Below are 13,051 nucleotides of genomic sequence, written 5' to 3'. Positions count from 1 at the left end.
GACCAACCGCACCACCTGCTCCGTACCCGACAACCCGGGAGGGACCGGTGCCACTCGTCGCCGGGGTCGACTCGTCGACCCAGTCGTGCAAGGTCGTCATCCGCGACGCCGAGACTGGGAAGTTGGCACGCGAGGGTCGCGCACCGCACCCCACCGGCACCGCCGTGCCGCCAGCGGCGTGGGCAGCCGCGCTGTCCGACGCGGTCGCGCGGGCCGGCGGACTGGACGACGTGGCGGCTGCCTCGATCGCCGGGCAGCAGCAGGGCATGGTGTGCCTGGACGCCGACGGCACGGTGGTCCGGGACGCCCTGCTGTGGAACGACACCCGCTCGGCCGGCGCCGCCACAGACCTGATCTCTGATCTCGGCGGCGGCGAGGCCGGGCGACGAGCCTGGGCGGAGGCGGTCGGCCTGGTACCGGTGGCCAGTTTCACCGTCACCAAGCTGCGCTGGCTGGCCTCGGCAGAGCCGGACAACGCCGCCCGTACGGCCGCGGTCTGCCTGCCGCACGACTGGCTGACCTGGCGACTAGCAGGCGCACCAGGGCTAACTGCGCTGCGTACCGACCGCAGCGACGCCAGTGGGACCGGGTACTGGTCGGCCGCGACCGGTGAATACCGTCCGGACCTGTTCCGGTTGGCGTTCGGCCGCGACGACGTGCTGTTGCCGCAGGTGCTCGGGCCGACCGGGCGGGCCGGGCACCTGCCCAGCGGCGCGCCGCTGGGCCCCGGCGCCGGCGACAGCGCCGCGGCGGCGCTGGGTGTCGACGCCGACCCGGGCGACGTGGTCGTGTCGATCGGCACCTCTGGCACGGTGTTCACCGTGGCGGACGTGCCGGCCGCCGACCCGAGCGGGATCGTGGCCGGGTTCGCCGACACGACCGGCCGCTTTCTCCCACTGGTTTGTACGCTCAACGCCGCCCGGGTGCTGGACGCGGTCGCGGCCATGCTGCGGGTGGACCACGCGGAACTGTCCGCGCTGGCGCTGTCCGCCCCGCCGGGTGCCGACGGGCTGGTCCTGGTGCCCTACCTGGAGGGCGAGCGCACACCGGACCGCCCGCACGCCACCGGAGCCGTGCATGGCCTGACCCTGCGGACCTCGACCCCCGCGCACCTGGCCCGCGCTGCGGTGGAGGGCATGCTGTGCGCACTCGCCGACGGGCTGGCGGCGCTCACAGCGCGGGGCACGATGGTCAACCGGGTCATCCTGGTCGGCGGCGGCGCCCGCTCGGCGGCGGTCCGCCGGATCGCGCCCACCGTCTTCGGCCGCCCCGTGCTCGCCCCACCGCTGGGGGAGTACGTCGCCGACGGCGCTGCCCGCCAAGCGGCCTGGGTGTTGTCGGGCGGGCAGCGGCCGCCGTCGTGGACGACCGGGCACGTGGAGACGTACGAGGCGGACGCCATGCCAGCGATCCGCGAACGGTACGCGGTGGCTCGCGCCAGCGCCCTCGACCGCGCCAAGGTCTCCGACCGCGCCGGCTTAGCTGGTTGAGCAGAGCAGGTCCAGTTCGTGGTGTGCCTCCGCGGCGATGTCCGCGCCGCGCAGCCAGCGCCGCGCCCAGAGCCGGGCGGCCACCTCCGCCGTCTCGTCGCCGCCGGCCGCCTGCTCCACCAGCAGAGCGGTGGCCAGTGCGTGCGCCATCCGCAGCGCCAGCCCGCGCGCGCCGGCCAGCACCGCGACCGCCTCCGGGGTCACCTCGGCGATCGAGTCCCGCAGCTCCGCCGTCGCGGCGGCGAGCGCGTCGGCCAGCGCCGGGTGCAGCCGTCGGCCCAGGTCGGTGGCGGCGTCCAGCCGGGCCAGCAGCGGTGTACCCGCGTCCTCCCGGAGGACGGCCCGGAGCACGTCCAGCGCCAGCACGTTGGTGGTGCCCTCCCAGATCGGCAGCACCTGGGCGTCCCGCAGCAGCCGAGGTACCCCGGTGTCCTCGACGTACCCGGCGCCGCCGAAGCACTCGACGTACTCGCTGGCCGAGCTGACCGCCAGCCGCCCGGTGGCGAGCTTGGCCAGCGGCGCCACGATCCGCAGCTCGGCCGCGGCGGCCGGATCGGATCCCACCTCGACCCGGCCGAGCAGCGCGAACGCGTGCCCGGCCAGCATGAACGCCCCGGCCGCGTCCACCGCCAGGGTGCCGAGGGTGGCCCGGTGCAGGGGTGAGGTGATCAGGCGTCCGCCGGCCACCTGGCGTGCCTCGGCGTATGCCAGGGCGTAGCCGAGTCCTCGGCGCATACCGGCCGCGGCCGCCGCCGCGTTGTGCAACCGGGTCACCACGACCAGGGTCATCGCCCGGTTCAGCCCCGGCCCGGAGGGGTCGCCGAGCGGCCAGGCGTACGCGTCGTGCAGCCCGATCTCGGCGGTCGGCAGCGCCCGGGTGCCGAGCTTGTCCTTGAGCCGGCGCACCGTGATCCCCGGCGCCGGTGCGTCCCGGTCGGCGTCCGGCCCGGCCAGTGGCGAGTCGGCGGCGTAGCGCGGGACCAGGAACGGCACCAGCACCCGGCTACCCCGGCCGGCGCCCTCCGGGCGGGCCAGCGCGACCGCCAGCTCCGCGTCGGCGGCCGAGCAGAACCACTTCTCGCCGGTGAGCCGCCAGGAGCCGTCGGCGGCGGGCCGACCGGTGGTGGTCGACCGGGCCAGGTCGGAGCCACCCTGCGACTCGGTCATCCACTGGCCGCTGCTGACCGCCTCCGCCGGGTCGGTCGCGGTCAGTCGGGGCAGCCACGCGTCTCGGACCGCCGGGTCGACCTCGGGGCGGGTGAGTAGCGCCGCGGCGCCGTCGCTCATCGCCACCGGGCAGGAGAAGGTCGCCGACTCCGGGCCGTACAGGTGCAGCAGCGCGTGCTGGACGACCCGGGCCGCCGCCCCCCAGGTGCTCCGGGCCTGCGCCAGGTAGGGCAGCGCGACCACCGCGTGTCGGGCGGCGGCCGCGCGCTGGGCCTGCCAGCCGGCGGAGGTCTCGATCCGGTCGATCCTGGCACCCCAGGGTCCGTAGCGGACCAGGGTCGGCGGGTGCGCCTCGGCGTCGGCGTGCGCGGCCCGCAGTGGCCCGGTGACATCGGTGGCGAGCGCGGTGAGTCGGTCCACGGCGGCGGCGTGCCCGTCCGGGCCGAGCTGGCGGTCCAGCCAGGACCGCAGCAGCCGGTCGCTGGAGTACGGATCGGCGGGTACCGGAACCGCCTGCAGGTAGCGCTGCATCGTCGTCGTCCTCGGGGGCGAGGGCCGGCCGGTGGGCCGGCGAGAGCTGGCGGGGATGGTCCCGACCGTAGACCACGGCGGGCCCTCGGCGGCACCGCCCGACCGATCATGGGCGGTGCATCGCCGGTAACGGCTGTCCGGGGTCCGGTCGGTGCCGGAACCCGGCCGGTTCGGCACCCACCGGCCGTGGCGGCTCTCTACCGTCGGTGGCATGGGCTACGAGCTGCCCGACGGGCGTGCGGCCCGGCGACCTCGCCGGTTCCGGGGTGTGCTGTCGGTGGTCGCCGCCGGACTCTTCGTCTGCTGTGTGGGTGCCGCCGGCCTCGGGGCCTGGAACTACCAGCACGTGCGGCAGTCCTCCGGCGCGGCCCAGGACGCCGCCGAGGCGTTCCTGCAGGATGTGACCAGCGGTGACGCGGGCGGCGCCTACGACCGGCTCTGCGGGGACACCCGGGAGCGGTGGAGCCGTGAGGAGTTCGAGCGGCGGCTCTCCGTGCCGCCGACGATCAGCCGGTACGCCATCGACGACGTCACGGTCGCCAGCGACCGAGGTCAGCTCCGGGCGACCGCGACGGCGACACTGACCCGCCGGTCCGGTGCCGTGGATCGGCGGGAGATGCCGATGGTCAAGGATGGTGACCAGTGGCGGATCTGCGGCGACCCGTTCTGAATCCTGCATGGGCCGGGGTACTGCCGGGCGACCGTGCTCCGGGGCGGGACGGGGCGACCGTGGGCCGCCGGAACCGCACCGGGATGATCGCCGGTCAGCGGCTGCCGCCCAGGTCGCCGGAGCGGAAGTGTCGTCGGCAGAGCACCTGGTAACGCACCTCGGCCGCGTCGACGGTGTCCCCGATGACCACCTGCTCGCCCTCCCGGGCCACGGCGCCGTCGACCACCCGGGCGTTGAGCTGCCCCGGGCGCCCGCACCAGCACAACACCTCGACCTGGATCCGGGTCACCTCGTCGGCGAGTTCGAACAGCCGCTGTGCCGCCGGAAACAGGCAGGACCGGAAGTCGCTGGCCAGACCGAACGCGAAGACGTCCACGTCGTAGCGGTCGACCAGTTCGGCCATCTGTTCGATGTGCCGGACCGTGTAGAAGCACGCCTCGTCGCAGATCAGGTAGTCGAGCCGGTCGCCCTCGGCCCACCGGGCCCTGACCAGCTCGCGGAGGTCCAGGTCCTCGGTGACCTCGATGGCCTCGTGGGCCAGGCCGATCCGGGTGGTGATCTGCGGGCCGAGCGAACGGTCGATCCTGGTCAGTACCAGCCCGCGGCGCCCCTGCCGGGCATGGTTGTAGTTCATCTGCAGGGCCATGGTCGACTTGCCGCAGTCCATCGGGCCCCAGAAGAACTTGAGGGCGGCGCCATGCCGCAACCTTCCGTCGCCGGCCGCGAAGCACGCCTGGGCGAGCGCGGATCCGTCGTCGGCGGGCACGGTCGGGCGGGTACGGTTGTCGTCGCTCACGGTCCGGGAGCCTAGGCCACCAGGAGTTTCCGGTTCGACCCGCCGTGTCGTCGACCACGGTGCCATCAGCCCGGCTCGGTGCTCCCGTCCGGTTGCCGGGTGCCGGCGGCCCGGGGACGCTGCCCGGCGGACAACGCCGGCACGAGATGCTGGTCGACGAGGGTCCGCAGCTCCGCGGCGAGACTCCGGTCGTCCTGCACCAGCTCCCGCAGCCGGCGTTGCCAGGTGTCGGCGAGGGCCCGCTCCAGGGCGGGGTCGGCGGCGTGCCGGGCGGCGAGCACCTCGGCGCGTACCTCGGTCAGGTCGGCGGCCACGTCGTCCGCCTCCGCCGGCCGGATCCGCCGCCAGAACGCGACCAGCTCGGCCCGGGCCGCCGGCCAGCCGGCGCCGGCCATCGCGCCGACCAGCGCCGTACCGGCCGCCACCTCGATCGGCTCCATACCGCGCCTCCTGCCACGCATCCGCCCCGGGCACAACCCTAGGCCAGATCGCGCGGCAGGGCGGCCGGTAACCGTGCTGACCCGGGCCGCCTCCGCCGGCGTGCCGGGTCAGCTGACGCCCACCAGGCGCCAGCGGTTGTCGGCGCTGCCGTTGTCGGAGTCCTGGACGGCCTGCGCGCCCCAGGCGGTGGAGCCGTCGAGGACGCCGAGGAGTTTGCCGCTGTGGACGTTGCGGATCCGGTAGGTGCCGTCGCCGTTGTCGATCAGTGTCCAGCGGTGGTCGGCGGTGCCGTTGTCCGCCCACTGCAGGACGCGGGCGTTGTCCGCGGTCGACATGTCCTGCACACCGAGGACCTTGCCGCTGTTGACGTTGCGGAACCGTACCGCGTTGCCGTCGGGCACCATGACCCAGCGGTGGTCGGCGGTGCCGGTGTCGCCCCACATCACGGCCAGGCCGCCGTCGGCGGTGGACATGTCCCGCACCCCGAGGACCAGGCCGGTGGCGGCGTTGGTCAGCTTGTAGGTGGAGCCGGTGCCGCCACCCGAGCCGGTGTTCCAGTAGACGGTGTAGTTGAAGCCGTGCGCGTCGTGGAACGGGGCGAGGTTGACCGTCGAGCCGTTCGCGGTCGCGGTGAAGGCCAGCGAGCTGGTGCTGGTCCGGGTGATCGACGAAACGGTCAACGACGGCAGCGAGCCGAGCGTGGAGTTGCCGTAGTTGCCGCAGAGCACCGCCGGGCCGTAGGTGATCGCCTGGACGTCGCCGTTGTCGTTGGCGGCCTGCATGATCACCCGCATGGGCAGCCGGACGGTGACGGTGTCGCCGGCGGACCAGGTGCGGGTGACGGTGGCGTAGCTGCCCGGCGTCGTCGCCACGTTCTGCGGCTGGCCGTTGACGCTGACCGTCGCGCCGGTGGTCCAGGCCGGGATCCGGAACCGGATGCCCCACGAGCCGCTCATCGTCCCGGCCAGGGTCAGGGTGGTGGTGTCGCTCACCGGATAGTTGGTGCTCTGGGTGACCGTGATGCCTCGCTGCGACCAGTCCAGCACCGAGGGCACGAACAGGTTCACCGTCAGGGTGTCGCCGTTGTGGAAGTAGATGGAGTCCATCAACTTCGTGTTCGTCTCGATCCCGGTGCCCTGGCAGCACCAGAACGAGTTGTAGTCGGTACTCCAGGTGCCGCCGCCCCACGCCGGTCCCACACCCCGGCGGCCCCCGGGGCGCAACGGTGTGAAGTACGTGATGTGGCCGTGGCTGTCGGCCGGGTTCTGCGCGCCGACCAGGTGGTTGAGCAGCGCCCGCTCGTAGTAGTCGAAGTAGGCGACCCGGTCCGGTTCGGTCAACCAGAGCTCCCGGGTCAGCTTCAGCATGTTGTAGGTGTTGCAGTGCTCGCAGGTGTCGTTGCCGAGGTAGCCCGCGATGGCGTTGGGCGGGCGGAAGTGCTCCGCCTGACTGTTGCCGCCGATCGCGTACGTGTGCGCGTTGACGGTGATGTTCCACGCGTTGCGGGCGATGTCGCGGTAGCGGGTGGTGCCGGTGGCCTTGTACTCGCGGGCGGCGCCCACCCACTTGGGTACCTGGGTGTTCGCGTGCAGGCCGTTGAGCCGGTCCTGGTTGGCCGCGAGCGGGTCGAAGACCGCGGCGTGGTCGAACCGTCGTGCGGTGGTCAGCCAGCGGCTGTCGCCGGTCTGCTGGTAGATGTCGGTCAGCACGGCGTTCATCCCGCCGAACTCGGTGCCGAGCATCGCCTGCATCTGGCTGCCGCTCAGCCGCGCGGTACGGGTGTCCACCCAGCCGGCGAGGGCCAGCAACACGGTACGCGCCTGGGTGTTGCCGGTGTACCGCCACACGTCCAGCAGACCCGCCAGGGTCTTGTCGACGCAGTAGTAGGGCACGTTGCCGTTGTTCAGGGTGCGTTGTTCGACGGCGGTGAAGTCGGACTCCGGGAAGCCGGACAGGTAGCCGGTGGAGAATCCGGCGGCCCCGTTGTTCGCCTGACACCTGGCCAGCTCGGCGACCATGTGGTTCGCCTTGTCCCGGCAGGTGGTGTCGCCGAGCACCGCGTACGCCTGGGCCCAGGCGGTCAGGAAGTGCCCCTGCATGTGGGTGCGGAACGGAAACGTCGGCGCGTCCCAGCCACCGTTCGACGCGGCCCCGTTGGTCGACAGCCGGTGGTTGGCCCGGAAGTTGTAGAGCAACCGGTCCACGTCGACGAATCGCAGGTAGTTCAACGTGCGGTTCTGGTTGTCCATGAACCGGCCGGCGGTGAGCCGTACCTGACCCGGATCGAACGGGTACGCCGAGACGCCGAGATCCGGGCGGGCCGGGGGCAGTACCGCGGCGGCGGCGCGGTCACCGAGGAAGGTGGTGCCGGCGGCGGAGAGCAGCGCGCCGCCGGCGGCGGCCCGCAACAGGTGACGGCGGCTCAGGGGCGGGGATGGCATGAGGATCTCCTGGGTGGTGATGCGGGGCGGCGGACCGGGGGACTGGCCCTCGACGTGGGCGAGGTGAGGGTCAAGTGAGCGCTAACAACTTGTCCGGATGGTACGGGGACACCCGCCAGACATTCAAGGACCTGACTGTTGTTAGCCATCGGAGCGGGTCGGCACCGGTGTTGAGATTGGTGTTGACCGCCGGTACAGCACCGCGCCCAGCTGGCGTCCGAGTCACAGCATGTGAGCGCTAACAGGTGAAGGGTCCCGGTCGGGCCCGGCGTCGAAGGGCATTCGGGGCGACCGATCTACCGACAGGTGCCCTGTCCCGGAGAACGGAGCCGGTGAGGGCCGGTCAGAGCCGTTCCGGCGGGGTGTTGCCGGCGGCGACGATCGCCCGCCGGATCGGCACCGCGGCCAGCAGCACGAACCCGATCACGAAGAACGCCAGCAGCGAGATGATCGCCACCCGGTAGCTCTCGGTCATCCCGTACGCCAGCCCGAACAGCAGCGGCCCGAGCCAGCTCGTCCCCTTGTCCGAGATCTCGTAGAGCCCGAAGTACTCGGCCTCCCTGCCCTTCGGGATCAACTGGCTGAACAGCGACCGGCTCAGCGCCTGGCTGCCGCCGAGCACGATGCCGATCCCGCCGCCTAGCAACACGAACGGCACCGTCTGGTGGGCCGGCAGCCGGTACGCGACCGCCAGCACCACCGTCCAGAGCACCAGGCTGACCAGGATCGTCTTCCAGGCGCCGATCCGCTTCGCCAGTGCCCCCATGCCGAGCGCACCGAAGAAGGCGAGGAACTGCACCATCAGGATGGTCGGCACCAGTACGTCGTCGGGGAGTTTGAGCTCCTCGGTGCCGTACACCGCCGACAGTGAGATCACCGTCTGGATGCCGTCGTTGTAGACCAGGTAGGCGACGAGGAAGAACAACGTCAACGGGTACGCCTTCAGGCTGCGCAGGGTGTGCCAGAGCTGGCGGAACCCGTCGAGCAGTACGGGTCCCTGCGCCGGTCCGGCGACCGGCGGCCGGTTGCGCAGCCGGATCAGCGGGATGGTGGTGAACCCCGCCCACCAGATGCCCGCCGACACCATGCTGTACCGGGCGACCTCGCCGGTGTCCATCCCGAGCGAGTCCTTGAACAGCACCGCCGCGACGTTGATCGCCAGCAGCAGGCCGCCGCCGATGTAGCCGATCGCCCAGCCGATGCTGGAGACGCTGTCGCGTTCCTCCGGCCCGGCTATCTGCGGCAGGAACGAGTAGTAGACGACGATGCTCGCCCCGTAGGAGATGTTGGCGACCAGGAACAGGCCGGCGCCGAGCAGATAGCGGTCGCCGGTCAGGAACAGCAGCCCGACGGTGGCCGCCGAGCCGATGTAGGCGAAGAGCGCCAGCATCTCCTTCTTGCGCGGCGACCGGTCGGCGACGGCGCCGACCAGCGGCAGTACGAAGACGGTCAGGAACACCGACAGCGACACCATGTACGGGAAGAGCGAGCCGGGCGCGATGCCGATGCCGAGCAGGCTGATCCGTTCACCCCGGCACGGGTCGTCCGAGGCGCAGCCGGCCGCCGCCTTCGCGATCGAGGTCAGGTACGGGCCGAGGAAGACGGTGATCACCGTCGTGTTGAAGGCCGAGTTCGCCCAGTCGTAGAAGTACCAGCCGACCCGCTCCTGCCGGGTGCTCAATGGCGCGTCCGGCGCCGCCGTGGGGATGGTCTCGGCCATATCGGTCCTTCGGTATCGGGGGCGGGCGGCCTGGTCCGACCGACCTACCGATCGGACGGCCAGTGGCCACGGCTCTGGTACGCCTCGCGCAGCACGTCGACGTGATCGGTCATGATGCCATCCACACCGAGGTCGAGTAACTCGTTCATCTCGGTGAGATCGTCGATGGTCCAGACGTGCACCTGGAGGCCGAGCCGGTGCACGTAGTCGACGAACCGCCGATCGACCACCTTGATCCCGCGGTAGCGGACCGGTACCTGGGCGGCGACCACCGTCGGCGGCAGCACCAGGCGGCGGTTGGCCAGCGAGGCGAGCCGCAGCCGGGCCACCCCGCGCAGCCCGAGCGAGGTGGCGATCTTCGGCCCGGCCAGCGTCCGCAGCCGGGCCAGCCGGACGTCGCTGAACGAGGCGAGCAGCACCCGGTCACCAGCCCCGGTCCGGTCGACCGTACGCACGGTGGGCCCGACCGCGCCGTCGGCCTTCACGTCGACGTTGAACCGGATCTGTGGCCAGGCGCCGAGCACGTCGTCGAGCCGGGGCACCGCCTCAGCCCCGCCGACCCGGATCGTCCGCAGGTCCGCCCAGCGCAGCCCGGCGACCCGGCCGGGTTCCCCGGTCATCCGGTGCAGGGTCGCGTCGTGGAAGACCACCGGCACCTCGTCGGCGGTGGCCTGCACGTCGGTCTCGACGTACCGGTAGCCGAGCCGCACCGCCCGGGCGAACGCCTCGGTGGTGTTCTCGTCGCCACGCGCGGCGCCGCCACGGTGCGCGAACGCCAGCGGTGTCGGCGCGTCGAGATAGGCGAAGTCCCGGATCACGCTGCGAGTATGCCGGGCCCGGTTTTCGATAGGTTGCTCGGCATGCGGCTGCTCGCCATCGACTTCGGCACCTCCAACACCGTGGCGATGGTGCGGGGCGCCGACGGCCCGGCCCGGCCACTGATCTTCGACGGCACGCCGCTGCTGCCGTCGGCGGTCTGTCTCGACCCCGGTGGTACGCCGCTGACCGGGCGCGACGCGTCCCGGGCGGCCCGGCTCGACCCGGCCCGGTTCGAGCCGGCACCGAAACGGCGCATCGACGACGGGGCGGTGCTGCTCGGCGACCGGGAGGTGCCGGTCGTCGAGTTGGTCGGCGCGGTGCTGCGCCGGGTCTCGACCGAGGCGTACCGGCAGCTCGGCGGGGTGGACGAGCTCCGGCTCACCCATCCGGCCCGGTGGGGCGAGCGCCGTCGGAGGGTGCTGGTCGCCGCCGCTCGCACGGCGGGGTTGCCGCCACCCCGGCTGGTCGCCGAGCCGGTCGCGGCGGCCGCCTACTACTCGGCGGTACCCGGCCGGGCGGCGCCGCCCGGCCGGGCGTTGGCCGTCTACGACCTGGGCGGCGGCACCTTCGACGCCGCCGTGGTCCGCCGCACCGGGGCCGGCTTCGACGTGCTGGCCGAGTCCGGCCTGACCGACCTGGGCGGGCTGGACTTCGACCACGCCCTGGTCGAACACCTCGGTCGGGGCTACTCAGGCGGCCGGACCGAGCTGTGGCACGGCCTGCTGAGTCCGGCCGACCCGGGCCACCGCCGGGCCCGGGAGCTCCTCTACGACGACGTCCGGGCGGCCAAGGAACTGCTGTCCCGGGCCGCCAGCGCCGAACTGCACCTGCCGGCGCTGGACCTGCGGGCGCACCTGACCCGGGACGAGCTGGAGTCGCTCATCCGCCGGCAGCTCCAGCAGACGGTCACCTGCCTGGCTCGGACCGTTGCCGCCGCCCGGCTGGACCCGGCCGACCTGATCGGCATCTTCCTGGTCGGCGGCTCCAGCCGGATTCCGCTGGCCGCCCGGCTGATCCACGTCGAGCTGGGCGTCGCACCGACCACCCTGGAGCAGCCTGAGACGGTGGTCGCCGAGGGAGCCCTCCGGCTCGACGACCTGCCCGCCGGGCCCGCCCAGGTGCCGTCGGCGGGGCGCGCTCGGGTACTGTCGCGAACCGATGCGGCGCCGCCCGGACCGCCCGCAGCGGCCGTCGGCGGACCGGCTCCGAACCGGAGTGTGGCGCCGCTACAGCCGGCTCCGGCCCAGCCAGGTCAGCCGGCTCCGGCCCAGCCAGGTCAGCCCGGGGTGGGACCACCCGGCGTCGTCCCGGCCGGCCGGTTCTGGACCGGCACGACCGGGCTGGTCTGGACCGGAACGCTGGCCCTGCTGGTGCTCGCCGCGCTCGGCGTGCTCGTCGCGGTCGTCAGCGCCGGGCCCGGCTGACCGGCGTCGGTCGCTCCGGCCCCCCGTGCCGGCGGCGGCGATCCGTCCCCGGGCCGGGGACGGACCGCCGCCGCGTACCGCAGGTCAGGCCGGCGACTCGGCGCGGTCACCCGCCCACCGGGTGTGGAAGCTGCCCTCGCTGTCCACCCGCTGGTAAGTGTGTGCACCGAAGTTGTCCCGCAGGCCCTGGATCAGCGCGGCCGGCAGCCGGTGCCGGCGCAGTCCGTCGTAGTAGGACAGCGAGGAGCCGAAGGCGGGCGCCGGCACCCCGGCCTGCGCGGCGTAGCTGACCACCCGCCGCCAACTGGCGACGCTCTCCGCGACCCCCTGCACGAAGTAGGGCGCCACCAGCAGCGTCGGCAGCTGCGGGTCGGCGTCGTACGCCTCCCGGATCCGGTTGAGGAAGCGGGCCCGGATGATGCAGCCGCCCCGCCAGATGGTGGCCAGCGCCGCCGGGTCGATGTCCCAGCCGTACTCCTGGCTGCCGGCGCGGATCTGGTCGAAGCCCTGCGCGTACGCGACGATCTTCGATGCGTACAGCGCCTTGCGGACGTCCTCGATGAACGCGTCCCGCTCCACCTCACCGGTCGGCGCCGCACCGCCCGCGTCGGCGTACGCCCGGGCCGCGGCGGCCCGCTGGTCGCCGTGCCCGGACAGCGAGCGGGCGAAGGTCGCCTCGGCGATCCCGGTGATCGGCACGCCCAGGTCCAGCGCGCTCTGCACCGTCCACCGGCCGGTGCCCTTCTGCTCGGCCTGATCGAGGACGATGTCGACGAACGCCTTGCCGGTGCGGGCGTCGACGTGCCCGAGTACGTCGGCGGTGATCTCGATCAGGAACGACTCCAGGTCGCCCTCGTTCCAGCCGGCGAAGATCTTTCCGATCTCGGCCGGTGTCGCACCCAGCCGCTCCCGGAGCAGGTCGTACGCCTCGGCGATGAGCTGCATGTCGGCGTACTCGATGCCGTTGTGCACCATCTTCACGAAGTGCCCGGCGCCGTCCGGTCCGATGTGTGCGCAGCACGGCACCCCGTCGACCTGGGCGGCGATCGACTCGAAGATCGGCCCGAGTTTGCGGTACGCCTCGACCGAGCCGCCGGGCATGATGCTCGGCCCGAGCAACGCACCCTCCTCGCCGCCGGAGACACCGGTGCCGACGAAGTGCAGCCCGTGCTCGCGCAGCGTCTCCTCCCGGCGCCGGGTGTCGACGAAGTGCGCGTTGCCACAGTCGATGACGATGTCGTCCGGTTCCAGCAACGGGATCAGTTCGTCGATGACGTCGTCGGTGGGCCGGCCCGCCTTCACCATCACGATGACGGCGCGGGGCCGTTCGAGGGAGGCGACGAAGTCGGCGAGCGACTCGCTCGGCACGAACGTCCCCTCGTCCCCGTGCTCGGCGACCAGGCTCCGGGTCCGCTCCGGCGACCGGTTGTGCACCGCCACCCGGTGACCGTGCCGGGCCAGGTTCCGGGCCAGGTTGCGGCCCATCACCGCCAGCCCGGTCACCCCGATCTGGGCCGTGGCGCCGGTGTCGCCGCTCGTCGTCTCCGCCATC

At 72.9% G+C, this 13,051-nt stretch carries 10 protein-coding genes; 3 read left to right on the top strand and 7 right to left on the bottom strand.

Going from position 1 to position 13,051, the window contains the following annotated elements; translation table 11 throughout:
* The first annotated feature begins 47 nt into the window (after positions 1 to 47).
* Entirely contained in the window at positions 48 to 1,490 is a 1,443-nt protein-coding gene (locus ABNF97_RS18900) for a xylulokinase (protein WP_349339282.1), read from the top strand.
* Here the strand turns inward: ABNF97_RS18900 and ABNF97_RS18895 are convergent.
* Complete coding sequence (locus ABNF97_RS18895; RefSeq protein WP_130462998.1) at positions 1,479 to 3,188, bottom strand: acyl-CoA dehydrogenase family protein; 1,710 nt, start codon at positions 3,186 to 3,188, stop codon at positions 1,479 to 1,481. The two genes, ABNF97_RS18900 and ABNF97_RS18895, sit on opposite strands and share 12 nt — an antisense overlap.
* A gap of 211 nt (positions 3,189 to 3,399) precedes the next feature.
* Between ABNF97_RS18895 and ABNF97_RS18890 the strand changes: the two genes are divergently transcribed.
* Positions 3,400 to 3,858, top strand: coding sequence for an Rv0361 family membrane protein (locus ABNF97_RS18890; RefSeq protein ID WP_130462997.1), 459 nt, complete (start codon positions 3,400 to 3,402; stop codon positions 3,856 to 3,858).
* A 94-nt stretch (positions 3,859 to 3,952) separates the two neighbouring features.
* On the opposite strand, the gene ABNF97_RS18885 is transcribed toward ABNF97_RS18890, so the two are convergent.
* The 5 genes from ABNF97_RS18885 to ABNF97_RS18865 form a co-directional block, all read right to left on the bottom strand.
* Positions 3,953 to 4,624 carry a thymidine kinase gene (locus ABNF97_RS18885; protein WP_486484948.1) on the bottom strand — a complete coding sequence of 224 codons (672 nt, stop codon included), beginning with the start codon at positions 4,622 to 4,624 and terminating at the stop codon, positions 3,953 to 3,955.
* A 95-nt stretch (positions 4,625 to 4,719) separates the two neighbouring features.
* On the bottom strand, positions 4,720 to 5,094 hold the full coding sequence (locus ABNF97_RS18880; RefSeq protein ID WP_130462995.1) for a hypothetical protein: 375 nt from the start codon (positions 5,092 to 5,094) through the stop codon (positions 4,720 to 4,722).
* Positions 5,095 to 5,202: 108 nt separating this feature from the next.
* The gene (locus ABNF97_RS18875; protein ID WP_349339281.1) at positions 5,203 to 7,536 is read right to left on the bottom strand and encodes a beta-L-arabinofuranosidase domain-containing protein; all 2,334 of its coding nucleotides are present in this window, start codon (positions 7,534 to 7,536) and stop codon (positions 5,203 to 5,205) included.
* Positions 7,537 to 7,879: 343 nt separating this feature from the next.
* Positions 7,880 to 9,256 carry an MFS transporter gene (locus ABNF97_RS18870; protein ID WP_130462993.1) on the bottom strand — a complete coding sequence of 459 codons (1,377 nt, stop codon included), beginning with the start codon at positions 9,254 to 9,256 and terminating at the stop codon, positions 7,880 to 7,882.
* A 44-nt stretch (positions 9,257 to 9,300) separates the two neighbouring features.
* Positions 9,301 to 10,074: a glycerophosphodiester phosphodiesterase family protein gene (locus tag ABNF97_RS18865; protein ID WP_349339280.1), complete on the bottom strand. Its 774-nt coding sequence runs from the start codon at positions 10,072 to 10,074 to the stop codon at positions 9,301 to 9,303.
* Positions 10,075 to 10,116: 42 nt separating this feature from the next.
* Here ABNF97_RS18865 and ABNF97_RS18860 point away from each other — a divergent pair, with 42 nt between their 5' ends.
* Positions 10,117 to 11,499 carry an Hsp70 family protein gene (locus tag ABNF97_RS18860; RefSeq protein ID WP_349339279.1) on the top strand — a complete coding sequence of 461 codons (1,383 nt, stop codon included), beginning with the start codon at positions 10,117 to 10,119 and terminating at the stop codon, positions 11,497 to 11,499.
* 84 nt (positions 11,500 to 11,583) lie between these two features.
* Here ABNF97_RS18860 and gnd read toward each other — a convergent pair whose 3' ends face one another.
* On the bottom strand, positions 11,584 to 13,050 hold the full coding sequence (gene gnd / locus ABNF97_RS18855; protein ID WP_349339278.1) for an NADP-dependent phosphogluconate dehydrogenase: 1,467 nt from the start codon (positions 13,048 to 13,050) through the stop codon (positions 11,584 to 11,586).
* Position 13,051: the final 1 nt, after the last annotated feature.

Source organism: Plantactinospora sp. B6F1 (assembly GCF_040120695.1).
GTDB lineage: Bacteria > Actinomycetota > Actinomycetes > Mycobacteriales > Micromonosporaceae > Plantactinospora.
Note: the sequence above shows the minus strand (reverse complement) of the source record. Positions and strands in the feature narration are given on the sequence as shown.

Coding starts and splice junctions, on each gene's coding strand:
- ABNF97_RS18895 (WP_130462998.1), bottom strand. CDS start 3,188: ATGCAGCGCTACCTGCAGGCGGTTCCGGTACCCGCCGATCCGTACTCC.
- ABNF97_RS18890 (WP_130462997.1), top strand. CDS start 3,400: ATGGGCTACGAGCTGCCCGACGGGCGTGCGGCCCGGCGACCTCGCCGG.
- ABNF97_RS18880 (WP_130462995.1), bottom strand. CDS start 5,094: ATGGAGCCGATCGAGGTGGCGGCCGGTACGGCGCTGGTCGGCGCGATG.
- ABNF97_RS18875 (WP_349339281.1), bottom strand. CDS start 7,536: ATGCCATCCCCGCCCCTGAGCCGCCGTCACCTGTTGCGGGCCGCCGCC.
- ABNF97_RS18870 (WP_130462993.1), bottom strand. CDS start 9,256: ATGGCCGAGACCATCCCCACGGCGGCGCCGGACGCGCCATTGAGCACC.
- ABNF97_RS18860 (WP_349339279.1), top strand. CDS start 10,117: ATGCGGCTGCTCGCCATCGACTTCGGCACCTCCAACACCGTGGCGATG.
- gnd (WP_349339278.1), bottom strand. CDS start 13,050: ATGGCGGAGACGACGAGCGGCGACACCGGCGCCACGGCCCAGATCGGG.